The 23,612-nt window shown below is 40.5% G+C and carries 21 protein-coding genes; 1 reads left to right on the top strand and 20 read right to left on the bottom strand.

Annotated features, from left to right (window positions below):
• The first annotated feature begins 100 nt into the window (after positions 1–100).
• Complete coding sequence (locus Q0371_RS13940; RefSeq protein ID WP_298472072.1) at positions 101–1,405, top strand: hypothetical protein; 1,305 nt, start codon at positions 101–103, stop codon at positions 1,403–1,405.
• Here the strand turns inward: Q0371_RS13940 and Q0371_RS13945 are convergent.
• From Q0371_RS13945 to Q0371_RS14040, 20 genes are all read right to left on the bottom strand, one after another.
• Positions 1,400–1,684, bottom strand: coding sequence for a hypothetical protein (locus Q0371_RS13945; protein WP_298472074.1), 285 nt, complete (start codon positions 1,682–1,684; stop codon positions 1,400–1,402). The genes Q0371_RS13940 and Q0371_RS13945 overlap by 6 nt on opposite strands.
• A gap of 30 nt (positions 1,685–1,714) precedes the next feature.
• Positions 1,715–3,982 (bottom strand): 5'-nucleotidase C-terminal domain-containing protein, encoded by a 2,268-nt coding sequence (locus Q0371_RS13950; RefSeq protein WP_298472076.1) that lies wholly within the window; start codon positions 3,980–3,982, stop codon positions 1,715–1,717.
• Positions 3,983–4,181: 199 nt separating this feature from the next.
• The gene (locus Q0371_RS13955; protein WP_298472078.1) at positions 4,182–5,042 is read right to left on the bottom strand and encodes a Gfo/Idh/MocA family oxidoreductase; all 861 of its coding nucleotides are present in this window, start codon (positions 5,040–5,042) and stop codon (positions 4,182–4,184) included.
• A gap of 10 nt (positions 5,043–5,052) precedes the next feature.
• Positions 5,053–6,363: a hypothetical protein gene (locus tag Q0371_RS13960; protein WP_298472080.1), complete on the bottom strand. Its 1,311-nt coding sequence runs from the start codon at positions 6,361–6,363 to the stop codon at positions 5,053–5,055.
• 58 nt (positions 6,364–6,421) lie between these two features.
• The gene (locus tag Q0371_RS13965) at positions 6,422–7,456 is read right to left on the bottom strand and encodes a dihydrodipicolinate synthase family protein (RefSeq protein ID WP_298472082.1); all 1,035 of its coding nucleotides are present in this window, start codon (positions 7,454–7,456) and stop codon (positions 6,422–6,424) included.
• Positions 7,457–8,473: an NAD(P)-dependent oxidoreductase gene (locus Q0371_RS13970; protein ID WP_298472084.1), complete on the bottom strand. Its 1,017-nt coding sequence runs from the start codon at positions 8,471–8,473 to the stop codon at positions 7,457–7,459.
• A gap of 18 nt (positions 8,474–8,491) precedes the next feature.
• Positions 8,492–9,733, bottom strand: coding sequence for an Nramp family divalent metal transporter (locus Q0371_RS13975; protein WP_298472086.1), 1,242 nt, complete (start codon positions 9,731–9,733; stop codon positions 8,492–8,494).
• A gap of 762 nt (positions 9,734–10,495) precedes the next feature.
• Positions 10,496–11,662 carry a CaiB/BaiF CoA-transferase family protein gene (locus Q0371_RS13980; RefSeq protein ID WP_298472088.1) on the bottom strand — a complete coding sequence of 389 codons (1,167 nt, stop codon included), beginning with the start codon at positions 11,660–11,662 and terminating at the stop codon, positions 10,496–10,498.
• 19 nt (positions 11,663–11,681) lie between these two features.
• Positions 11,682–13,121 (bottom strand): DASS family sodium-coupled anion symporter, encoded by a 1,440-nt coding sequence (locus Q0371_RS13985; RefSeq protein ID WP_298472090.1) that lies wholly within the window; start codon positions 13,119–13,121, stop codon positions 11,682–11,684.
• Positions 13,111–13,803, bottom strand: a complete 693-nt coding sequence (locus Q0371_RS13990) for a class I SAM-dependent methyltransferase (RefSeq protein WP_298472092.1) — start codon at positions 13,801–13,803, stop codon at positions 13,111–13,113. The genes Q0371_RS13985 and Q0371_RS13990 overlap by 11 nt, the downstream gene beginning before the upstream one ends.
• Positions 13,804–13,837: 34 nt before the next feature.
• Positions 13,838–15,004 carry a mandelate racemase/muconate lactonizing enzyme family protein gene (locus Q0371_RS13995; RefSeq protein ID WP_298472094.1) on the bottom strand — a complete coding sequence of 389 codons (1,167 nt, stop codon included), beginning with the start codon at positions 15,002–15,004 and terminating at the stop codon, positions 13,838–13,840.
• 441 nt (positions 15,005–15,445) lie between these two features.
• The gene (locus Q0371_RS14000) at positions 15,446–16,294 is read right to left on the bottom strand and encodes a CoA ester lyase (RefSeq protein ID WP_298472096.1); all 849 of its coding nucleotides are present in this window, start codon (positions 16,292–16,294) and stop codon (positions 15,446–15,448) included.
• A gap of 36 nt (positions 16,295–16,330) precedes the next feature.
• Positions 16,331–17,395 carry a tartrate dehydrogenase gene (locus Q0371_RS14005; protein WP_298472098.1) on the bottom strand — a complete coding sequence of 355 codons (1,065 nt, stop codon included), beginning with the start codon at positions 17,393–17,395 and terminating at the stop codon, positions 16,331–16,333.
• A gap of 30 nt (positions 17,396–17,425) precedes the next feature.
• On the bottom strand, positions 17,426–18,100 hold the full coding sequence (locus Q0371_RS14010; protein ID WP_169360686.1) for a GntR family transcriptional regulator: 675 nt from the start codon (positions 18,098–18,100) through the stop codon (positions 17,426–17,428).
• Positions 18,101–18,158: 58 nt separating this feature from the next.
• Positions 18,159–19,046 (bottom strand): NAD(P)-dependent oxidoreductase, encoded by an 888-nt coding sequence (locus Q0371_RS14015; RefSeq protein ID WP_298472100.1) that lies wholly within the window; start codon positions 19,044–19,046, stop codon positions 18,159–18,161.
• 37 nt (positions 19,047–19,083) lie between these two features.
• Positions 19,084–19,632, bottom strand: a complete 549-nt coding sequence (locus tag Q0371_RS14020; protein WP_298472102.1) for a Fe-S-containing hydro-lyase — start codon at positions 19,630–19,632, stop codon at positions 19,084–19,086.
• 11 nt (positions 19,633–19,643) lie between these two features.
• The gene (locus Q0371_RS14025) at positions 19,644–20,489 is read right to left on the bottom strand and encodes a fumarate hydratase (protein ID WP_169360689.1); all 846 of its coding nucleotides are present in this window, start codon (positions 20,487–20,489) and stop codon (positions 19,644–19,646) included.
• On the bottom strand, positions 20,486–21,016 hold the full coding sequence (locus tag Q0371_RS14030; RefSeq protein ID WP_298472104.1) for a PaaI family thioesterase: 531 nt from the start codon (positions 21,014–21,016) through the stop codon (positions 20,486–20,488). The genes Q0371_RS14025 and Q0371_RS14030 overlap by 4 nt, the downstream gene beginning before the upstream one ends.
• Before the next feature lie 33 nt (positions 21,017–21,049).
• The gene (locus Q0371_RS14035) at positions 21,050–22,390 is read right to left on the bottom strand and encodes an MmgE/PrpD family protein (protein ID WP_298472106.1); all 1,341 of its coding nucleotides are present in this window, start codon (positions 22,388–22,390) and stop codon (positions 21,050–21,052) included.
• A gap of 49 nt (positions 22,391–22,439) precedes the next feature.
• Complete coding sequence (locus Q0371_RS14040; RefSeq protein ID WP_251552555.1) at positions 22,440–23,600, bottom strand: acyl-CoA dehydrogenase family protein; 1,161 nt, start codon at positions 23,598–23,600, stop codon at positions 22,440–22,442.
• Positions 23,601–23,612 lie beyond the last annotated feature (12 nt).

Genomic DNA, 23,612 nt, shown 5'->3' on the forward strand with positions numbered 1-23,612 from the left:
GATTTTTTTGATTATGTAGCTAGCTTTTTATAAAAAAACCATCTACCCTGTTTTACCATTCCTGATATAATTGGGATAAAACATTAAAAGGAAGATTTTTGTGATAAAACTACAACTTCGACATATTTATATCTTCTTTCTACTTATTTCTATTGTATGTGTATACAGTGCCATACGCATTTCTAAAATGAAGGATACGGCTGACTTCGTGGATTTCTCTATAACCTTAATTTCTATTGTCGTATCTATTCTTGCCTTTCATTTTGCACTTAAAACCTATGTATCTATTGATAGCGTTAACGCTATTAACAAAATGCAAGGCAATGTGCTTGAAAACCCGGATTATGTTACCTCTATTCCTTCTTTAATGAAAAAATACGCTCAATCCAATGCTACTGACGTATCAAAAGCAATATATGGAGATTTAACCGTTCTATATAAGAAGCAATCTAAATCTGCGATTGAATTTGCTAATAACCTACAATACTTTATTGATCTAATTGTGTTCTTTCCTTCCCTGTTTACTGATTCCAATGCAAATCATAAAGAAAACGCGAAGAAAATGGATGAGATTTTGAAATTAATCGATAAACGTTTAAAGTCTTTAATGACAATAAGCACAGGAAATCTTTTATTGGTTGAAGAAACTATACAGCTTTTAAAATATGTAATGAAATATCAAAAGCTAGTGAATACCGAAAACAATAATATCCCTGCTTCTATATTAGAGATAAGAGGAAGTTTATTAAAAAATCCTGTGTCTAAAACTATTTACAATAATTACTTAGGGCTGTACTATCGCCAAAAGGCCATGGATATAATTTCAAAAGAGTTAAACCTTTCTACAAAGGATTTATTAGAAATCACAAGTTTAGAAGAAATTCGAGAAAATATAAGTGGAATTACTGCTGAATCTAGGCAGATAGCTATCATGTACTTGGGGGAAGCCCAGCAAGCCTTTGACCATGCTCTTGAAAGTTCAGAACAAGATATTATGTGGATAGGATTTGTTTCTTTTAATCGAGCAAGAGCCGAGTTTTTCTCAGAACTTTTAACTGAAACATATTCTAATGAATGGGCTACCAGTATGAACAAGGCTATAGTTGCCAGGGAGAAATTAAATATTATACTGGATGACTTATTCGAGGCTAATGAATCCACCTTTTTACGAAAGTCATTCTATTTTGAAGAGCATTTCGCCAAGATCGTATATGTGAATATTTGTGTGGCTAGTAAGATCGATATAACCAGTACTTTAAAGCAGCCCGAATACAAATATCCAAGCTACAACAACCTACTAAATGACACATATCTTATGAATCCAATAGCTAGTACTTCCAACCGAATTCATAAATATCAGCAACAGCTGCAACAATATATGGGGAACGACGTTACAACCTTATAGACTCCTTTGAAAGGATGTAAATAGTTCAGGATTTATCGATGGAGTAGATTTGTTTAAGTTAGTCCCTGTGCCGGTTGGTGGCATGGGGATTTTTTGTGTAGCAAGGGGTTTTCCCTTTTGTGCAAGGTTTTCGTCCGTCTCTGCAAGGTTCACTCTCGTCTCCGCAAGGTTCACTCCCATCTCTGCAAGGTTCTCCCGTCTCCGCAAGGTTCTACCGTCTCTGCAAGGTTCACTCTCATCTCCGCAAGGTTCTACCGACCCATATAAAAAAACACTCATCCGGGATTCCCGAATGAGTGTTAAGTCCATTTATTTTAGTAAATCAATATATCTACTGTACACGTATCCTTTTTTACCTTTGTAGGAAATGACGTACCAGCCTTTTTCATTGCCAAGCACTTCTACTTCTTTGTTTTTAGCAATGGTTCCTAGCACTTTTCCACTGTTTGCTGCTTGAGCGCGGACATTCAAATGGTAAGCTGTTACTTTTCCTTTTGGTGTTGCTGGTTTAACTGGTTTAGCTTTATCCTTCGGTGTTTCAGGTTTAGCCGGCTTATCTTTAGGTGCTTCTGGTTTAACTGGTTTAGCTTTATCCTTTGGTGGTTCTGGTTTATTTAGTGCTTTCGCTAAAGCTAAATAGAATTCACCTGTTGTTTTTACTTTTGCAAATTGTGCGGAGTCCACTTTAGCCTTTGCTGATAGCTCTTTTATTTCCTGCTGTGTAATTGCATCCTTTACATTGATGGATGCGATATTCGTGTACTTTCCATCTTCCGTTGTAGGTACAGTTAGAATTCCTTTATTGACTAGTTCTACAACTGCTTTTCGTGCTGGAGATTTTGTATCTACACCGACGATTTTCCAGTTGTTTTGAATGGTTGGTTTATATTCGCCCTTCATCTCGTCCTTTAAATATCTAATGGCAAGATTGCGAATGGTACCGCCAGTTTCACCATAGGCACTTTCATCCTTGGAGGACCAGGTCATATTAAACTTACGCCCTTCTAACGCTTGTCCTTTAGATAGAAGAAAGTCCATTCTATATGCATTCATCCCTAAAGTTAATTGATCCTCTGTTTTAATCAGAGTTCCGTCTAGCTTTTTAAGGTTTTTAATACGTTTTCCCGGTGCCTCGGATAAGTCGATATCGTATTTAACATTACCGAAGAAGTCATTTGTACTGTATTTGGAAGCACGGCGAGTTTTATCAAAGCTTACTGTCACGTCTCCATCACGCGTAGTATTGAAATAGCCAACTGCCCATTCCATATAATCCTTTAAATCTTTTCCTGTTACTTCATAGACAGAAACTTCTCCACCAGCAAACTGGTAGTTGTAAGCAATGTCTTTTTTCTTTATAGGTCCAACATTTAAGGACGCTTTGTCATTGTCTATCTGATGAGCTACCACATCTGCATTACTATAATGAAGCATCACCTCATGGAAAAAGTCCGACAAAGGTGTTTCTTGTACTTGTACTGCTGGGATACCTTCTATTTCATTTGGAGGAACAAGGTTTGTCCCTTTTAATTGTGCTACCACCACATTTGCGTCTGCTCGCGCGAACTCATGGTAAGGCTGCAATAATTTTTCCAGCTCTTCATCCGACTTAACAGTAGTTCCGTCTGCCGCTTTCACTGGAATTGTGGAAGCACCCTTATCCTTTAGTGTTAACTTTTCCCCATCCTTGGAGAAGGTTAAATCAATTCTTGAAATATGTGTACCATATTTTGCAGGCTCTGTAATTACAACACCATTTACATTTTCATTGTTAATCAGCACATGGTTATGCCCTGCAAAAATACCAGCTAGCTCTGGCACTGCATTTGCAATGTCCATTACTCCTGTTCCAGGATTACCGTTTTCATTTTCAAGACCCATATGTAAAAGACCAATCATTACATCTACTTTACCTTCTAGCTCTTTCACTGCTTTTTTCGTTTCCTCTACAGGATCCTTGACCACTAGACCCTCTAAATGATCCGTACCCTTTTCATACTGTGTTATTAATGGAGTGACCATCCCGATGATTCCAACCTTTACTCCATCACGTTCGATAATCGTATAAGCAGGTAAAAAACGTTCCCCATTTTCCTTGTATACGTTACCAGCTAATCGAGGCCCTTTGAACTGACTAGAAACCTTGTCCAACACATCTAAACCAAAGTTAAATTCATGGTTACCAAAAGTCCATGCCTCATAGCCCATCGCATTAATCGCTTGAGTCATAGGAGATAACGGCTGATCGTTGAATAGCTCTGCAGAATTATCCTGTATCAAATCACCATTGTCCAATAAAATGGTGTTTGGATTCTCTGCTCGCACTTGCTTGATAATGGTATATAGCTGCGTTAGGCTCCCGCTTACATTCGGACCATCTATCGCATAATCCCATGGCATAAATCGCCCATGAATATCTGAAGTTGCAAGAAGGGTAATATTTATATCCTTCTCTTCCGCATGTACTGGAAGTTGTTTTAGAAACATTCCATTCCCTAATAATAAAATCACAACTAAAAAACTTGCTACAATCCTTTTCCCACTAAACAAATTTTCTCCCCCTTGATTAAAGTTCATTTTTTATAACTTTATTATTATATCATTCGGAATAATCATAAGAATACTATTTTCCTTATAAAATTTAAACTTTTTCAAACCTAAAACACGAACGATTATTATAAAAAAATAAATTTTATATGCTTTTCAATTAACCACCTAGTATCTAAATCTCTCTAAAAAACACCATCCAAGCATAGCTTGAATAGTGTTTTTCATCTCATAATCCCTTATTTATTTCTTCAATAATTCGTACAATCTCCGCCGTCTCCTCTAAAGATACGGTTGCTTTCCCTGTTTCAAAAAATTCTACCATATGCTCAACCAAGCCAGCGTAAAAAGGTTTCTCTTCCTCCCATAGCTTCAATGTCTGTACATCATCCGCGGAGTGCAATACTGCACCGAAACGGCTGTGCCATTCGGTTTCACCTCGAATGATGAGATGTCGACCATCCTTGTAGGTCAGATGAACATGGTGGCAATCAGCCTTTTGCTCGACCCCCACCTTTTCCACGCCTGTCCCGAATAGAGTGACCGCCATTTCGACGAGGTGAATACCGTACCAGAAGTATCCTGTTAGCTGCTCCTGCATGGGCGTTGGTCCGTAGAAATAGCCACTGCTCCAGTCTACTGACCCTTTGACCGCCATAACCGACTCCGAAAAACGTAAAGCAGAGGAGCTCATGACAGGTGTCGCGTGTTCTTTACTTAACCTAATCACCTCTGCCATTTCCTTGCTGCTCATGACGACTGGCTTATCGATAAACACTGGCTTACCATAAGGCACAATTTCCTTGAACCAGTCTAGATGATTGCGCCCATCGACTGTCCCTATGATGACGGCGTCTACCTCACCCATTAATTTCTCAACTGTGTCTACCTCTGCTACACCGTATTTCTTGATGACAATTTGATAGAAGTCAGTAAATCTGCTTGAGCTAATTGCTAAATCCTCCGAGAATGTCGGGATAACGTGGGTGATGGTTGCACCTTGTACATGATGGGGATCATCTTGGTTATTTAGTAATCTAGTGAATATTTCACTATGTGAAGTGTCTAGTCCTATCAATCCTATTTTCATAGAGTCCCTCCTAGCTTTCAGTTGTTACGAGTGCGAATACTTGTCTAGGTCTACCGCGCTTTGAAATTTTCTCCATCCCGATAATTTTGATGAGCTCGGCATCCAGCCACGATTGGATTATTCTGTGGGCGCTTCTTGGTGTAATACCTAAAATAGAAGAAAGCTCATGCGCCGTGAATTCATTTTCCTTCTTTCGCTTGATGACTGCCATTGTCTTTTGGATGTTTGCTGCACTCATGCCGATATGCTCTGCTTTACTTATTAACAGCTGATCCGTCACTGTGAGTGGATATTTCATCGGGACAATCAAATCGATTGGTCCAAAGACGCTGCGATCCTCGCGAACGATAAAGCAGCAGCCCCCTCCATGCTCCTGTGCCTGAATGAGTGCCACCCTTGCATGCGATCCTGCCTCGAGCGCTGAAAACCCGAAGCCGACTCCTATTGATAAAGACACCTCTAGCTTTTTCTTCATCTCATCGACAATTGGCAAATATTTATAGCCCTCTGTAATCCGCTCGAAAATACCTCGATTTGTGATAAATACATACTCACTACTGCTAAGCGCTATCAGATAACCATTTATTTGGTCGGCAAATTGAAGAAGCATACGGTGTATGGCATGATTTCGAGTATGTACCTGCTGCTCGGACATAAATTCACTCGCATCACAGGAATTTTCGATAAAGATTCGACCTACTATTATTTGCATCTCTTTTTGCTTTCGTTGATTGGTTGCGAGCAGCATTCGTTCAATTGCCACAATAATATCCTGGTCCGTAGGCTTTAGCCATTCGTTTATAATATTCATCTCGGATAGCTGCTCACTAACTAGCTTGAGACTAGTTATGACAACCGTATTAGGTATCTCCTCTACATTTCTTAGATGGAAATTCACCACGTCATCTTTGTTTTCCATATAGACGATTTCTTGAAAATTTTGATACGTAAACGTTTCCTCTAAATTGCTTTTAATAAGCTCCATGTAGTTGTCCTGTATGCCGTCCAGACTAATGTTCGTGAAATTTTGCTTGCTCTTTAGCTTGTACAGAGACTGATAGAGTCCTGCTCCCTTCAGTGGAATATAGAAGGCTGGTGTCTCTATCGGTATTTCTTCCTTTGCAACTAAATAAGGGATTCTTCCCGAATAAAACAAGCAATCCACCTTGTCCAAGAGCTCTATCGTCAGTTGCCTTGCATCTTTTATTTCATCGGATAAACGGAAAATCGGTTGGATATTCGGAAAAAGTCCAAAGCATCTAACCATCGTCTCGCGAATCCATTGCGGCCCTATAACTCCCACCTTTATGTTTGTCTCCATACCTCTCCCCCCTTTGAAATAGAAGAAAAGACACACCTAATCGATGTGCCTCCATTGCTTAACCGTTTACTACACTTTCCTTTTCCAAAAAAGCCTTTACAAATGCATCGTCGTTCAGCTCTGGATACGCGTAGTACACACGATCGATTTCCTCTAGCTGGCCCTCACTCAATACCTCGTGATCCATTAGGCACCAGTTCCCCTGCATAAGCCCCTGTCTTCTGAGCACTTCATTGATACCCGCAATACTTCCCTTAAAGTCGTTTCTCGAATCAAAGAATGCTGCATTGGCATCCGTGACGTGCTGGGCAATGCTGAACCACTTTGGATCAATCTGACCCTGTGCCCTTGCTTCTTTTATTTGCTCAAAAAGCTCCACTGCCTTATGCGTCCACACAGACCAGTGCCCTAGCAAGCCGCCAACGATTTGCTTATCATTATAATTGGTGAACAAATCCACTACGATGTTGTCATCATTGCCCGTATAAAGCGCAATCTCGTCTCTTCTCGGAGAGGCGTTCACTGCGCGAATCACATCTAACGTTAAATAACGGTCAAACGGAGCCATTTTAATACCGAATACATTGTCGATTGCAGCGAACTGCTCCCAAAATTCATAGCTGAATACCCGTCCACCTACAGCTGGCTGCAGATAAAAGCCGAACACTGGAATAATAGCAGCGACCTCTTTCGTACGTTCAATTAGTTCTTTTTCGGAATATTCATTTAATCCACCGTTACTTAATAGTACCATATCATAGCCAAAACTTTTAGCGATTTCTGCCTCTTTTACCGCCTGCTCTGTTTTACCACAAGCACCCGCAATTTTAAGGAATGGACGATTCAGCTTTGCGTTGTTGATTTCCTCCATCGCAAGCTTTAATACCGTTTCATGCAAATCAAACTGAGGATCTCGAATCTCAAATTGTGTAGTATGCACGCCAACCGCGACCCCGCCAACGCCAGCCTCCAAGTAATATCGAGTTAAACGGCGTTGTGCCTCTTCGTCGAGTTTTTTGTCTTGCGTGATCGCAAGTGGATGCGCCGGAATGAACGCCCCGTCATGTAGATGCTGTTTTAACTCTTCTTTCATTTAAAACTCACCCTTCCTCTCCTGGAAGTGAGTCGGCTTATTGATCGTTTCTCCGTCATTTGCGACCCAGTCTGCAATCCATTCAATCATTTCACGAATCGATACACGCGGGTAGCCGAACAGCTGGTGAGCCTTGCTCGCATTGTTAAGGAGTGCATTTTCTTGTTCTGCCCCCTCAAAAACAGGCTTCTTATCGAACAAGCGGCCAAACTCATTTGCAACCCAGCGTACGGAAAGCGTCTCCGGACCAGTGACGTTGATAACGGTTGGAGGCGAGCTCGCGTGAAGCAAGGATCGAATCGCATACTCATTCGCATCCCCTTGCCAGATGACATTGACATGCCCCATCGATAGATCCAGCGGCTTTTCATTATAAACCGACTTCGCTATTTCCAATAAAACCCCGTAACGCATATCGATTGCGTAATTCAAACGGAAAATGGCAAGCGGCGTATTGTCTCTTTCTGAGAAATATGTAAACACACGCTCTCTTCCTAAAGAGGACTGACCATACTCTCCAACCGGAGCAACCTGGTGGTTCTCATCGCAGCCGCTCCCAATCACAGGCACTAGCGGGTACACATTTCCCGTAGAGAATGACACAATATTAGAGCCCTTAAAATGCTCTGCAACTCGACCAGGCAGATAGGTGTTCATCGCCCATGTGAAATGCTCGTTGCCAGTCGTCCCGAATTTATTGCCAGCCATGTAAATGATGTTCTTTTCAACAGGCAGCTTCTTTAGTTCGTCCTCGTTTAATAGATCACAGGCAATCGTTTCAACCCCTGCACTTTCCAGCTCCGCCTGCAGCGTGCCATTTGAAAAACGCGACACACCAATCACCTTTTTATCCAAGCCGGCCTCATCAATCGCACGCTTCGCCATCACAGCAAGCGTCGGTCCCATCTTCCCACCAATACCTAAAATCATAATATTCCCGTCTAGCTTCACCATGTCATCGATCAATGCAGCGGATGGCTGCGTCATCAAATTCTCTAACTCTTCAACTGTTTTCATAATTTCCCCCATTCCTTTTTAAGAAAAAAAGATATTGTTTGCGTTGTTATATGCCAGATAAATTAATACAAGTAACCCTATTATGCCGAGTGAATTGCTAAGCCATTTGTTTTTCAGCTCCCCCATCACTCGCTTATCATTCGCTACGACTAAAATGGCAATCGCAATAAACGGAACAACAAATATCGTAACCGCCTGCGCAAAAACAATTAAATTGAGCGGTGCAGACCCAAACACAATTCCAATAACCGAGCCAAATAAAATCACTAATATAATGAAAAGCTTCACCTTCATATTAGAAAGGTTATTCCCTACCCCAACTCCGTCCGCAAGCAGGGACCCACCAATCGTTGCATTCCCCATCAAGGACGAAAACGAAGCACCAAACAGCCCAAGCATAAACACAACCGTCGACCAGCTACCAAACAACGGCTCGAGCGCCAAGCCCATTTCCGAAGCATCATTCACAACCAGCCCCTGTGGTTTGAGAATCGTTGCTGCTGTGATCATGATGAGGAAGGAGATAAATCCAAGCAGAAAAATACCTAAGAAAGACTCCCTCTTCCCACTTGCAGCATCCGCCAATGTCCATCCCTTTTCCTTAACCAAATAAGACTGATAAAGCGCCCCAACTATCGAAAAGCTAGTAGCAAATAAAGCGATAATCAGCCCCATACTTCCATCCGGAATAACAGGAACAAATCCTTGAAAAATCTCCCCAATCGACGGCCTTACTACAATGACTGTTATAAGAAACGCCAAAAGCATCAGAACAACCAGTACAAGCATCAGCTTCTCTAGAATTTGATAAAACTGCTTTGCAAATAAAAGCCCAATGGAAATGGCCGTAAACACGACAATCCAAATGGTCGGATCCATATTAGTTACCGTTGAAATGGCAATCCCCGTTCCAATCGCATTCCCCGCCTGAAACGAAGCTGTAACCAAAAATGCACCAATCCCAATCAACAGCCCAGACCAGAATCCCCATTTTTCCTTCATCACACCAATGAAACTCCCCTTAGCTGCAATCCCAATTCGCGTGCTCATCTCTGTAAACACCATCATCAGCACAACCGCCAACACCAACGTCCAAACAAGCTGTGCACCATAAATTGCACCAATCTTAGAAGACAACGTCACACTCCCTGGCCCAAGCACCAAAGCAGAAGTAATTAATGCTGGCCCCAAATAGCTAAAAATACTCTTTCTTCCAGCCTTCGCGTTACCAGCAACCCCAATCTTTGCCCCTTCATTCATAGACACCCTCCTATTCATAGATTTTTCTGAATTATATGTTTTTATAGTAACGTATAATGATATTTAATGACATGACGTTAATAGGACTGTAAATAAAAAAGAAGCAGTCAGTGGGATGCTGGCTACTTTTTTGATCGAATTGAATTGTGTGGGAGTTGTGTGTGACACAGGGACACACACAACTCTCTCTGCAACAGTTGCAGCATTAAGTGCAACACTTTCATATTTTCCCGCAACACTTTTCATTCGCGCAACACTTTTGGCTCTTTGCGCAACACTTTCACATTTTTCCGAAACACTTGGATCGATTTCCGCAACACTTTCACACTTTCCCGCAACACTTTACGTTGTTCTTGCTACATACATGCATATTCTCTTCATTCAACACTTTGAGCTACTTTGCTTTGTGCTCCAAAGGGAAAAATTCATCTACCGATGATACATCTCTGTGAGCGGTGATAACTCAAAAACTCTCTCAAATCGCTATCAAATATATAAGCGGTCACCCTGTTCGAATTGTGTGTGACACAGGGACAGAAACAAATTTCCCCAAACGAATTGTGCGAGAATTGTGTCTAACACAGGGACACACACAATTTCCCCATCTAAACAACAAAAAAAGCAGCCAGGTATCACCCCAGCTGCTTCTGCAAACGAATTGTGTGTGACACAGGGATACAAACAAATTTCTCCAAACAAATTGTGCGAGAATTGTGTCTGACACAGGGACACACACAACTCCAACTCTCCAACCCACCAACCTCAAACCCCCAACGACACAATCTCCCTCTCGCTATATCCTAACTCCTTCAGAATCTCTTTTGTATGCTCCCCGATGTTAGGTATAGGGTTCATGACGGATTCGATTTCGTCAAAGGTTACGGGTGGTAAGAGTGCTTTGAGTTTTCCGACTGGTGATTCAACCTCTCTCCAGCGATTACGTGCTTCTAGCTGAGGATGATCTATTAAATCGTTTACGGTATTTAGGCGTGCGTTTGCTATTTTTTCTGCTTCTAACAAGCGGATGACTTGGTCGGGATCCATCTTTTGAAAAACTTCTTCAATGATGATTTTTAATGAGTCTTTATTGGCCACACGATTTGAATTGTTGTTAAAGCGCGGATCTATTGCTAGGTCAGGATTGCCTAGGACCTTTGAGCAAAAATGGATCCACTCCCGTTCGTTTTGGATACCCATGAACACTAGTTTATCGTTGCCTGCCTTGAATGGGCCGTAAGGATAAATAGTTGCATGGCTGGCACCTGTTCGTTTAGGTTCACTTTCCCCATAGCCAGCATAGTACATCGGATAGCCCATCCATTCTGCTAATGCCTCTAGCATCGATACTTCTAAAACTGCTCCTTTTCCCGTTTTGTAACGAGCAATTATAGCTGTTAGGATGCCAGTATATGCGTACATTCCTGCCGCAATATCGGCAATTGATATTCCTGATTTAGATGGAGAATCTTCTGTACCTGTTACAGACACAAGTCCTGCTTCACATTGGATTAACAAATCGTATGCTTTTTTGTTCATATATGGGCCGTCACTACCATATCCGGAGATGCTGCAAATTATGAGCTGTGGAAACTTTTCTTTAAGTTCTGCGGCACTAAAACCAAGTCGATCTACCGCACCAGGTGCTAAATTATGAATGAATACATCGGCTTTAGAAAGTAGTTTTTCTAAAACTTTTTTCGCTTCTTCTTGTTTCAAATCAAGAGCCAAAGATTCTTTAGATCGGTTGATCCATACAAAGTGACTCGACATACCGTTGACTGTGTCGTCATAGTTACGTGCAAAATCGCCCATTCCCGGTCTCTCCACTTTGATCACTCGGGCCCCTAGATCTGCTAATTGTCTTGTAGCAAAGGGTGCTGCCACGGCCTGCTCTAACGATACTACGGTAATATCTTGTAAAGGCAACATCTACATTCCTCCTCACATTTTAAACTAAACCAATCCAACTCCACCACGTCGCTGCAACCAAGACTGTAGCGATAATGGTTATAATAGTTGCGTACAATCCAGGCTTTAAAAAGTCTTTTTGTGAAATCATTCCGCTGCTATGAGCGATTACATTAGACATCGATTCTACAACTAACATATAACCGAAGACACACGATAAACCAGTTGCGAAGCCAATTGTTAATGGGTCTAGCCCTGCATTTTGAGCAACGCTAATTATAATAGGAACCAAAATCACAACTGCTGTGGAAACATTGGATATCATTTTATGGAACAATTGTGCCATCACACTAACTACCAGTACCGCCAATAAAGGATATTGAATAATATTTGTAAACCAATCTACACTCAAATAGTTACTAATTATATCCGCCGCACCAGAGTCGACAAACACATACCCCATTGATAAAGTTACACTCAATAGCAATACGGTATTGTAATTAATTTGAATCACCTTTTCCCAAGAGGCAATTCCTACTTGAGGGAGGGTCAATAGAACAACACCAAGTAAAGCGGGAATGCTCGGATGCATGCCATGGAACGGTTCCGTTAACCATAAACTAACGATTAAAATTAAGATGATGAGACAGTTGATCTCTTTTTTATTGACCGGTCCTAATTCTTCTAGTCTTTTTTTCATTTCGCCTTGAATCATAGGGAAGCTTTGTTGTTCTTTTGGTAAAGGAAATACCTTTAATAGAAGAATCCATATGGAAGGAATTAATATGAGCCATAACGGAAACGTATAAAGGAACCACTGGAAATACGTGATGTTCACTCCTGCAAAACGATTAAGAATCTCCACCGTTAATATATTACCGATTGCAGCAGTCATGACTGCAGTTCCGCTAATTACCCCTCCATAGGCGACTCCTAGCATAATCATTTTCCTTAAATTACTTCCCGGCTTTGCATTAACAATCTCGATAATCATTTTCGAAACCGGCATTATTAAGGCAGTTCGAACCGCGGTAGTTGGAATAAAAAATGCTTGGATTTGCTGAATGATAATGATACTTCCTAATAAGCCCTTCGCATGACTTCCCCACCTTATTAAAATCTTGTAGGTCAATCTTCTAATAAGAGAGGTTTCATTCACCGCTGTTGCTAGCATCATTCCAGCTACAATTAAATAAGTAGCTGGCGAAGCAAAGCCACTAAATATAACGGAGGTATCTGCTACTTTGAGAACAAGCATAAGCAATAAGATAATTAGACCTGTAAGACCCATAGGAATAGGCTCTAAAGCCCATAAGATAATTCCTGACGTAATAATGCCGGTCATGATTTTAGCCGAGTACGAGAATGTGTCTGGTAACGATAGAAATATGATAAAAAAACTTACTAGGGCTAGTGCAAGAGCTGCATAGTTTTTATAGTTCTCTTTTAAAACAAGACTTCTTCGCAATTTATAAAGCATGACAGATCCAACCGCCAAAGTGATTCGTCTTGAAAAAGTTTGCAATTCGGTGAAACCCAGCTTCAGAAAGTAAGTTTCGAATTTCTTCTTCAGAGATAGATGATTCGGTTAATGTTGCGTTCATTAACTCTTCTACTTTCTCTTCTGACAAGTTCGTCGTATCTAGCCAGTAATTTTTCCAAAGGTTAACCAGTTCTTTAAACTCTAACGAATTCGGATCTCCATATTTACTAACGAGTATAAAAGGGCTTCCCGGTTTCAGGTGAGCTCTAATTTGTTTTAAGAGTGCCAGCTTATCCTTTACTTCCGGTATGAAATGAAGGACTAGGATACATGTTGCTGCATCAAACGTATAATCAGGAGGAACTAACTCAATTGTTCCATTGAAGAACTCGACCCGATTATCCATGTCCAGTTGCTCTACCTTCATCCTCGCCACCTCAAGCATCGCCTTTGATGGATCTACAACGGTAAACTTCCATTCTGTATTGCTAGGTCCAAAAGCATTTAGCTCGTTACCTCCTCCACCTCCAACTACTAGGAGAGAGGCTTCCTCTTTTAAGTTTGCCCGTAGAAAAGTTTGCGAAAGCCGAAGCATTGGATCGTATGTAGGGAGATTTCGTCTTATCCCTTTGTCATACTCAGCGGCCGTTTTATGATCAAACTCCAGTTTATTAGACAACTTCTCGCCTTCCTTCTCTTTGATATAACCTTACTTATTTCCCGATAGATGATAGCAAGCTATACAAATCTGATTTTGCTTCAAAACCAATGCCTGGAATGTCCGGAAGCCTTACATATCCGTCTTCAACGGCATAGTTATCGGCAAATCCACCAAATGGCTGAAATACGCCTGGGTATGATTCATTCCCATGAAGTGCTAATCCCGCAGCTATGTTCAGTGACATCTGATGACCTCCATGAGGTATACAACGTCTAGAGGACCAGCCGTGTTCATTCAACATTTCTAAAATGCGTAGATATTCTACTAATCCATAGCTAAGCGCACAATCAAATTGAAGAAAGTCTTTCTCCGGGTTCATGCCTGCATATCGGATTAAGTTGGTTGCATCCTGTAAGGAAAAAATATTTTCCCCAGTTGCGATGGCATGTGGATATCTCTTGGAGAGTTCAGCCTGCAGATGAAAGTCCAGAGGGTCTCCCGCTTCTTCATACCAGATCAATTCATAGTCTTTAATCTTCTCTCCAAATTCAATAGCATAGTCTAAGTCAAAGCGACCATTTGCATCGACCATCAGTCCACTTCCTGAAGGTAAAATCTCTAGAACTGCTTCGATACGCTTTATATCTTCACTTAAAGAAGCACCGCCAACCTTCATTTTCACGTCCTTATAGCCGAGCTCAAGATAACCCTTCATTTCATCTTGGAGTTCCGTTAATCCTTTGTCTGGGAAATAGTAGCCTCCAGCTGCATAAATGTATACCTTTTCGTCTACCTGACCATTCCCATATCGTTCTGCAAGAAGCTGGTATAAAGGCTTTCCTTCTATTTTGGACACTGCATCCCATACAGCCATGTCTATGACACCAACCGCAACCGTTCTTTCTCCGTGTCCCCCCGGTTTTTCATTTGCCATAATGATGGCATGTATTTTATGTGGATCAAGGTTAGTCCCATCATCTGTTAAAATATCTTTCGACTCAGCCTCAAGTAATCTAGGAATAAATCGTTCAAGTAATAGACTTGTAGGCGCATATCGGCCATTCGAGTTAAATCCATAACCAACGACTGGCTTTCCATCTCTTACCACATCTGTTGTGATGGCTAATGCAGATGCAGTCATTTTACTAAAATCAATATAAGCATTTCTAATTGGACTACTAATTGGCACAGTCTTAACTTCTATATTTGTTATTTTCAAATCAAATCATCCTTTATTTTTTATTTTTTATTTTTTATTTTGGCTATGTTAAAGAGTAGGGTTGATTTATGATGCATAGAAAAAGAAATCTTTAAATCAGAAAGTAGAATTGATTTCCGCACCAGCCGGACGCTTTGCGCGCGTGGTTGTGATGTCTGATCTGTCTCACTCATCCCGCTGGAGTCGCCGTCTGGCGCTCCAATCAATAAATGGAACAGCTTTAGGATCGATCAAGCGCTAATAAATTAACTCGCATAAACAAAGCAGAAAAACTGTCACCAACCCCTGTTTAATAATTTATTTATGATCTTAATAGTTATTTGAAGGTCACTTATATAATCTTTCTAGTCGTCACTATAAAAAAGAATTGTTCATCAAAATAAACCAATAACTTTAGTAAAGCTTTTATTTTTTATTATTTATTCTAATATTCAGAATATTTCATTCGGAATCTAATACTATATTTTTAGCTTTCTTGTACACTGGATAATCTACAAATTGACTATTTACCATTATCGATGCTATACCGTTTTGTTCTGCATTTTCAAATGCTTCCACAACAGCTATTGCTTGATCGATTTCTTTTTGAGAAGCGGAAAAGGTTTGGTGGACGGCTTCTATTTGCTTAGGATGAATGATTAATTTCCCTTTAAAGCCAAGTTGTTTGGCAAGTTTCGCTTCCATTTCCAAACCTGCTTCATTATCTAGCTTAGGATAGACAGTATCTATAGGAGCTACAATGCCCGCGGCTCTGGAAGCAATGACAAGCTGGGAACGAGCGAATAATAACTCCAATCCATTCGTTGTAAGTTCACAATCGATATCTAATGAAAAATCGATAGAACCAAAAGCCATCCGCACAATTAACTCATCTGCTGTCGCAATAGAATAAGCAAACTGGATTCCTTTTGCGGTTTCTATTAATGGAATTACTTGAACTGGCTTTAATTGATTGGTTGAATATTGTCGAGCGATCTCACAAACAGCCTTCATGCCCTCGGAGCTTTCTGATTTGGGGACCATAATACCTGCAGCCCCATTCGATAATGCGCATTTTAAATCTTTCTCCCAAAAAGGGGTATCCAAGTCATTGATTCTTACAATCAATTCTTTTTCTTCCCTAAACTTAACCAATGCTTCTTTAACTATTTCTCTTGCGCTATCTTTTTCCTTTACCGCTACCGCATCTTCTAAATCGAGAATCACAGAGTCAGCTTTTGAATGAATGGCTTTTCTAATTACTTCCTTGTTACTTCCAGGCACAAATAAATAGGAGCGTGCACGATTCATAGATTTCCCCTTTCTTAGGAGTATTTATGTCGCCATTTAGGAATTCACGCCTTCAATTTTTGCAATAATAGCATCCGTCACCTCTGTTGTACTATGTTTCCCTCCAATATCAGAAGTCTTGATGCCTGACTGTAAAGTATGTTCAATCGCCTCTAATAAGATAGTTCCCATTTCTGTTTCTCCAAAGTGATCTAGCATCATTTTGGCTGTCCAAATTTGCCCAACCGGATTTGCTATTCCTTTTCCATAAATGTCAGGAGCCGAGCCATGAACAGGCTCAAACATGGAAGGGTATTTGCCATTTAAATTTATATTGCCAGAAGGTGCAATTCCGATACTTCCCATAATGGCTGCTCCAATATCACTTAAAATATCTCCAAAGAGATTACTAGCCACCACTACATCCAATGTGTGAGGTCTTGTAATGAAAAAAGCGGAAAGGGCATCTATATGTTCACTTTTAGTTGGAATATCCTTATAGTTTTGAGAAACCTCCGCTAATACGTCATCCCAAAACGGCATCGAGTGAGCGATTCCATTTGATTTGGTTGCACTAGTTAAATGACCATTTCTCTTTGTAGCTAGTTCAAAAGCATATTCCATGACCTGCAAAACAGCTTTTTTAGTAAAAACGGAGTTCTGAACTACTATTTCATCTATCCCTTGATGGATTCGACCGCCGCTACTGCTATATTCACCTTCACTATTTTCTCTAACAATCATAATATCGAAATCTCGTGGATGGCTTAATGGAGAAACTATTCCCTTAATATGCTTAGCAGGACGAATATTAATGACTTGTTCAAATTCTCTTCGAATTTTTAACAAGAGGCCGCCTAAGGAAATATGATCCTTTACGAGAGAAGGGTCTCCTACAGCTCCTAAAAAAATAGCATCGCTTTGACTTAGCAAATCTAACCCATCATCCGGCATCATTTTCCCATGCTCAACATAATACTGCGAACTCCAAGGATAATGAGTATAGTTGAACGTTAAGCCTCCATGAACCTTTGCGATTGCATCTAGCACTCTTAATGCTTCAGGTACTACTTCTTTTCCTATTCCATCTCCCGGAATGACAGCTATCTCTAACCTTTTCATTATATTTCCCCTTCCATGCCTACCTTTTACTTACTGTCTTCCACTCATTTCAATCATTTTTATTAAGTTATCCTTCGTACGAAGAATATGCGTCTCGATTACATCCCTTAATTTAATAGGGTCATTTTCTTTAACATATTTCACCATTAGGCTATGCTCCTTATGAGATTCTGCTAGATGATCCACTAGGACACTTGGCGTATACGGAGGTATCCCTTTCCACAGGGTATCGATGTACCCTTTAATCCTTCTCCAAGGGCATGCTTCTATAATTATTTGGTGGAAATCTGCATTCATTTTCATGTACTTTTCCATGTCTGTCTCGCTATGATCTAATTGAATCATCTGCTCATATAGTTCTTCTAAATCTCTAATGTCCTCTTCGTCTAAAAAAGGTAGCGCCTTTACAGCAGCCTCTCCCTCTAGCATGGCTCTCAGCTGATAAATCTCTTCAATATCATCAATAGAAATAGGGGTGACGATTGCACCTCTTCTTGGCTCCATTCGAACGAGCCCTTCTACCTCAAGCTGTTTCAACGCTTCTCGCAGAGGCATTCTACTTACTCCTAACTTCGCTGCCCACTCTTCTTGCATAAGACGGTCTCCCATCTTAAATTCTCCTCTTAATATTAAATCTCTTAATTTAGTAGTAACTTTAAACTGTAAGGTTGAACGATCTAGCTCTGTAAGTTTTAATTTATCCATAATATGCTCCTTGAGTTTCCATAGTATCTTCCTAATATATTTGGAATTAACAATGCACTTATGCTTTTATTTCTACATCAAACATTTCTTCTATGTGCTTTACTATAGTCGTATGGTCTTCGTTTCCTTTACCCTCTGACCAAGCTTGCTTCCATAATTGATAGGAGGCACTTGATATAAACATAGGTACCTTTTCATCTTCGGCCATGCTCATCGCAATTTTTAAGTCCTTCACCATTAAATCTAGTGTAAATCCTACTTCGAAGTTTCTAGTTAGTACTTGGTTCGGAAATTTAAAATCACTCGAGAAGCTTTTTCCTGTGCTTGTATTTATCACGCTTAGCATCTTAGTTGGATCTAGACCCAGCTTTACACCAAGAGCTATTGCTTCTCCTGTTACCGCCAAGGTTGCTGCTGAAATCATATTGTTTAGTGCTTTCACCGTGTGGCCTGCTCCAATATCACCTACGTGAATTACATTTTGACCAATCTTTCCTAATAGAGGTTCAACTTCTTCAAAATTGGAAGCGTCTCCTCCAACCATTATCGACAGTGTGCCTTCCTCTGCTTTTTTTACTCCACCACTGACTGGAGCATCTATCATTCTAAATCCTGCATGTTCCATCATTTTGTTTATTTCTTTCGTTTCAGAAGGGATGGAAGTAGTCATTTCAATAAGTAAGCTATTTGAGCTAAACCCCTTCATCAATCCTTCCTCGCCAACTAGTATTTCCTTTACGATATATACATTAGGGAGAACCGTTATAACATATTGAAATTTAGCTGCTAAATCAGCTGGACTCTCTGTTTCTTCTGCACCAAAGCTGGCATATATTCGCATAAATTCTTTATTAACGTCGAAGATCCCTACTTCTACTCCTTGTTCCAAAAGCCTCTTTGCCATCCTGCCACCCATGTTACCTAAGCCAATAATTCCAACTCTCATTAAGGTTATCCCTTCTTTTCAAATAGATTTCAACTACCTATTGCTTAAAGTTGGCTGTTCCCTCTTCGTAAAGGTCCCCACCATGAATATCATTTATAACAAATACGGGAAAGTTCTCTACCGTTAATCTTCTAATGGCCTCTGTCCCTAAGTCTTCATACGCAATCACTTCCGATGATTTGATGGAACGCGCTATTAATGCTGCTGCTCCTCCAACTGCTCCAAAGTAGATGGCTTTATTTGTTCTCATCGCCTGCTTTACTTCCTCACTGCGATATCCTTTCCCAATCATGCCTTTTAGTCCTGCTTCCAGCAGCCTCGGTGTATATGCGTCCATTCTCCCGCTAGTCGTAGGGCCAGCTGAACCAATAACTTCTCCAGGTCTACCAGGAGTTGGTCCAACATAGTAAAGAACTTGATTGGTGAGGTCGATAGGAAAAGGTATACCTTCAATTTCTTGCTCAATCATTCTTTTGTGCGCCGCATCTCTGGCTGTATAAACAACGCCTGACAATAAAACACGATCTCCTGCTCTTAAAGAAATCAAATCTGCCTCTTGTAAAGGTAGGTTAACTTTTTTCTGCACAGTAGCTCTCCTCACGTTAACGTTATAGTTTGATGGCGACTGGCATGGCAGTTAAGATTGACAGCTACTGGTAGTGCCGCTATATGGCAAGACTCTACTTCCACCTTTACATCCAATGCTGTTGTACTTCCCCCCATACCTTGAGGACCAATACCAAGTCTATTAATCTCATCCATCAGCTCTTGTTCTAATTGTGCAATAACCGGATCCTGATGCCGTACACCTATTGGTCGAAACAAAGATTTTTTTGCTAAGTAAGCGCATCGTTCGAAGTTTCCTCCAACACCAACTCCAACAACAAGAGGAGGACATGCATTTGGCCCTGCTTCTTTTACGATAGATAGAATATAGTCCTTTACACCATCCATTCCTGCAGAGGGCTTCAGCATTTTCAAATCACTCATATTTTCTGCTCCTCCACCTTTGGCCGTCATATGAAGTGTAAGCTCATCCCCTTCCACAAGCTCAATATGAATCACAGCAGGTGTGTTATTTCCTGTGTTTTTCCGATTTAAGGGATTATAAATGATTGAATTTCTCAAATAACCGTCCTTGTAGCCTTTAGAAACTCCTTCATTAATCGCTTGCACTAGGCTCCCCCCAACAATCTGACACCCTTGCCCTAGTTCTACGATAAAGACTGCGGTTCCCGTGTCCTGACACATTGGAACTTGTTCTGCTTTTGCAATATCCGCGTTTTCGATTAATTGGGAAAGAATCTCTTTACCAGTTTCCGATTTTTCGGTGTTTAACGCCTGCTTAAAAGCAGTGTAAACATCATCACCTAAGTTATAATTCGATTTCTTACACATCTCTGCAACCTGGTCCACTACCGTCTCATAAAGAATTACGCTCATACCTTATCCTCCCCTCTCTTTTTATCCCGAACAATATAAAATGTACCAAGCCCCTTGGCTACTAGGTCCCCATTTTCGTCTGTGATATTACACTCTGAAACGACTGTGCTTTTTCCTTGATAAAGTATAGAAGGACTTGCTAATAGATAAGCACCCTGCCCCTTTTTAATAAAGTTGACTTTTAATTCCAGAGTAAAAACCTTTTCGTTTTCTTTTAAATTGCTTAATATACTAAAACCTATTGCAACATCGCAAAGCGTATAAATGGCTCCACCTTGCGCAACTCCATATGTATTCTCATTTTGAATTCCAAGCTCCATTTTGGTTGTTCCATCTGAATTTTGTGTTATCCCTAAAAATCTTCCTAAAAAATGCATAGGTATATCTGTTGTATCTCTATTTTCAAAAGGTGTTTGATAAAGAGAGAGTAAATACGATATTTGGTTTAACTCACTACTACTAAGCGATTGAAGATTCGTTTGAATAGATTGTATTAGTTCATTTTTTTCCTTATAATTTTCTTCCATCCTTGCACCCCTCTCTCTTTAACAAATATCCCTTTACACTTTAGCCATCAGGGCTGATACATTGTCCATGATTTCTAGTGCCAAGATGCTATCAATAACTTGTTGTTTATTTTCCGGTGGATGTTGTCCTGTCATGTGCTTAAACTTTTCAATAAGTTCATCTGAAGTAACCGCATTTTCAGGATCTCCTTTTGGAAAGTCCGTCTCTTTAGAAATAATCTCTCCATTTGTCAAAACAACCTCGACCATAGAGCCCCATTTTTCTGGATAACTTGCATCGATCCTCGAGTCTATCCCTACGTTTACTCGCTTCAAAAGCGCCCGTATTTGACTGTCCCATAAGGTATCCTCATTAAAATCAGATAAACCGGCGCTGCCTTTTAATATTGCCAATGCTGAGCAAAATTGTAAGCTAAATTTAGCTGCATACTCAGTCTTCGGTTCGTCATTATCTGTTATATCTATAGCTGCCTTGTATGACTTCACTGTTATTGACTCAATTTCTTCAAATTTTGGGCTGCGCTCTTTGAAAACTTCTATTAACAAGTCGATGGCATGATGCGTATGACGACAGGAAGCATGAATCTTAAAGGAATTTTCCATAATCTTAAACTCTGAACCTAAGCCTTCTGTTATTTTCGTCGTATCATACTCATCACTCATAGCTTTAAAAAATCCACGATTACCCTCCAGGATTTTAAGCGGTCCAGTAAACCCTTTTTGTGCTAAAAGTGCTGCAAGAATGCCGTTCATAGATGCTTTTCCTGAATGAAGCTGCTTGGTCATTGCTCCATCCTCTATAAATTCCCACAGGCCAGCTGCTTGTGTGCCGGCATTACCTAATGCATGCACCGTCTCTTCCTCTGTAAGCTGAAGTAGTTTAGCCGCCGCAATAGCTGCTCCAAAAGTTCCGCATGTAGCTGTATTATGCCAATAATAATAGTGGGATGGAGAAACTGCTTCTCCGATTCTAAAACAAACTTCATAGCCTGCAACGATAGCTGTAATTAAGTCCCTGCCGGATAATTCTTTCCACTCCGCAATCGCTAACGCAGCTGGAATAACTACTGTTGCCGCATGGATAATAGATCCCTTATGGATGTCGTCTAGTTCCACGACATGACTCGATGCCCCGTTTACTAAAGCTGCTTGCAAGGCAGAGGTTTTTCCTCCAGTAAAAAGGCTAGCTTGCTCCTTGCCTCCCATTTCATCTATTAAGTCACTAATCATTTGAATTGGTAGTTTATCCGAACCAGCTATAGCTGATCCGAAATAATCCAGTATACATAGCTTAGTAAACGCTATTACCTCTGCAGGAAGCTTTTCGTAGGTCATGTCAACACTGTATTTTGCCAAAGCCTTACTTAAATCCATTTACTCATTCTCCTTTTTAGGGGACATAGCACCAGTCACCCTGAATGCTTTAAAACGATCTCGGTAATCCTAGGACGTGCTGACCTACATAGCTGACAACAAGATTATTAGTTACAGGAGCAATTACAAATAGACGAGCCTCCCTAAACTTTCGTTCAATATGGTATTCAGTAGCAAATCCGTAACCACCAAATGTGTCCATAGCAGCATTTGCTGCTTTCCAAGTTGCTTCGGAGGCTAAATATTTTGCAATGTTTGCCTCTGCACCACAGTTTTCGTTTGCATCGAACATGTTAGCTGCTTTATCTCTCATCAGCTTAGCTGCTTCAATCTCCATATAAGAACGAGAAATTGGGAACTGTACTCCCTGGTTTTGGCCAATAGGTCTTCCAAAAACTTCACGCTCGTTTGCATATTTCACTGACTTATCGATAAAATACAAGCCGTCCCCAACACTTTCTGAGGCGATTAAAATACGCTCTGCATTCATCCCACTTAATACGTAACGGAAGCCTTTTCCTTCCTCTCCTATTAGATTCTCAACTGGAATCTCAACATTCTCGAAGAACACTTCCGTCGTAGCATGATTAATCATCGTTTCAATGTTACGAATCGTAATCCGATCCTTTTGATCTTGCATATCTAAAATGAATAAACTTAACCCATCTGTCTTTTTCGCCACTTTATCCTTCGGCGTAGTCCTTGCCAGTAATAGCATTAAGTCCGAGTAATTAGCTCGAGATGTCCAGATCTTTTGCCCATTTACTATATATTTGTCTCCTTGACGCTCAGCAGTAGTAATTATGCTCGTTGTATCACTACCAGCAGTTGGTTCTGTAATACCAAAGGCTTGAAGACGTAATTCTCCACTTGCAATTTTCGGTAGGAACCTTTTCTTTTGTTCTTCATTTCCGTGGCGAAGAACAGCTCCCATTGTGTACATCTGTGCATGCCCAGCGCCTGCATTTCCTCCTGAGCGGTTAATTTCTTCTAATATTATTCCCGCCTCGATCATACCAAGGCCTGCCCCGCCATATTCTTCGGGTATTAATACGGATAGCCAACCTTCGTCAGTTAAAGCTTTTATAAATTTCTCAGGATACTCCTGCTTTTTATCTATTTCTTTCCAATAATCCTCTGGAAACTTTTCGCATAGAGAACGGACACTTTTCCTAATAAGATTTATATCTTCCTGTGTGCTTAATACCATTCCAAATTCCTC

The organism is uncultured Psychrobacillus sp., from assembly GCF_938022135.1.
Taxonomy (GTDB): Bacteria; Bacillota; Bacilli; order Bacillales_A; family Planococcaceae; genus Psychrobacillus.

Excerpts from the sequence above, each read along its gene's own strand:
- Q0371_RS13945 (WP_298472074.1), bottom strand. The coding sequence starts at position 1,684 with ATGAGTGTTTTTTTATATGGGTCGGTAGAACCTTGCGGAGATGAGAGT.
- Q0371_RS13950 (WP_298472076.1), bottom strand. The coding sequence starts at position 3,982 with ATGAACTTTAATCAAGGGGGAGAAAATTTGTTTAGTGGGAAAAGGATT.
- Q0371_RS13955 (WP_298472078.1), bottom strand. The coding sequence starts at position 5,042 with ATGAAAATAGGATTGATAGGACTAGACACTTCACATAGTGAAATATTC.
- Q0371_RS13960 (WP_298472080.1), bottom strand. The coding sequence starts at position 6,363 with ATGGAGACAAACATAAAGGTGGGAGTTATAGGGCCGCAATGGATTCGC.
- Q0371_RS13965 (WP_298472082.1), bottom strand. The coding sequence starts at position 7,456 with ATGAAAGAAGAGTTAAAACAGCATCTACATGACGGGGCGTTCATTCCG.
- Q0371_RS13970 (WP_298472084.1), bottom strand. The coding sequence starts at position 8,473 with ATGAAAACAGTTGAAGAGTTAGAGAATTTGATGACGCAGCCATCCGCT.
- Q0371_RS13975 (WP_298472086.1), bottom strand. The coding sequence starts at position 9,733 with ATGAATGAAGGGGCAAAGATTGGGGTTGCTGGTAACGCGAAGGCTGGA.
- Q0371_RS13980 (WP_298472088.1), bottom strand. The coding sequence starts at position 11,662 with ATGTTGCCTTTACAAGATATTACCGTAGTATCGTTAGAGCAGGCCGTG.
- Q0371_RS13985 (WP_298472090.1), bottom strand. The coding sequence starts at position 13,121 with ATGCTTTATAAATTGCGAAGAAGTCTTGTTTTAAAAGAGAACTATAAA.
- Q0371_RS14000 (WP_298472096.1), bottom strand. The coding sequence starts at position 16,294 with ATGAATCGTGCACGCTCCTATTTATTTGTGCCTGGAAGTAACAAGGAA.
- Q0371_RS14005 (WP_298472098.1), bottom strand. The coding sequence starts at position 17,395 with ATGAAAAGGTTAGAGATAGCTGTCATTCCGGGAGATGGAATAGGAAAA.
- Q0371_RS14010 (WP_169360686.1), bottom strand. The coding sequence starts at position 18,100 with ATGGATAAATTAAAACTTACAGAGCTAGATCGTTCAACCTTACAGTTT.
- Q0371_RS14015 (WP_298472100.1), bottom strand. The coding sequence starts at position 19,046 with ATGAGAGTTGGAATTATTGGCTTAGGTAACATGGGTGGCAGGATGGCA.
- Q0371_RS14025 (WP_169360689.1), bottom strand. The coding sequence starts at position 20,489 with ATGAGCGTAATTCTTTATGAGACGGTAGTGGACCAGGTTGCAGAGATG.
- Q0371_RS14030 (WP_298472104.1), bottom strand. The coding sequence starts at position 21,016 with ATGGAAGAAAATTATAAGGAAAAAAATGAACTAATACAATCTATTCAA.
- Q0371_RS14035 (WP_298472106.1), bottom strand. The coding sequence starts at position 22,390 with ATGGATTTAAGTAAGGCTTTGGCAAAATACAGTGTTGACATGACCTAC.
- Q0371_RS14040 (WP_251552555.1), bottom strand. The coding sequence starts at position 23,600 with ATGGTATTAAGCACACAGGAAGATATAAATCTTATTAGGAAAAGTGTC.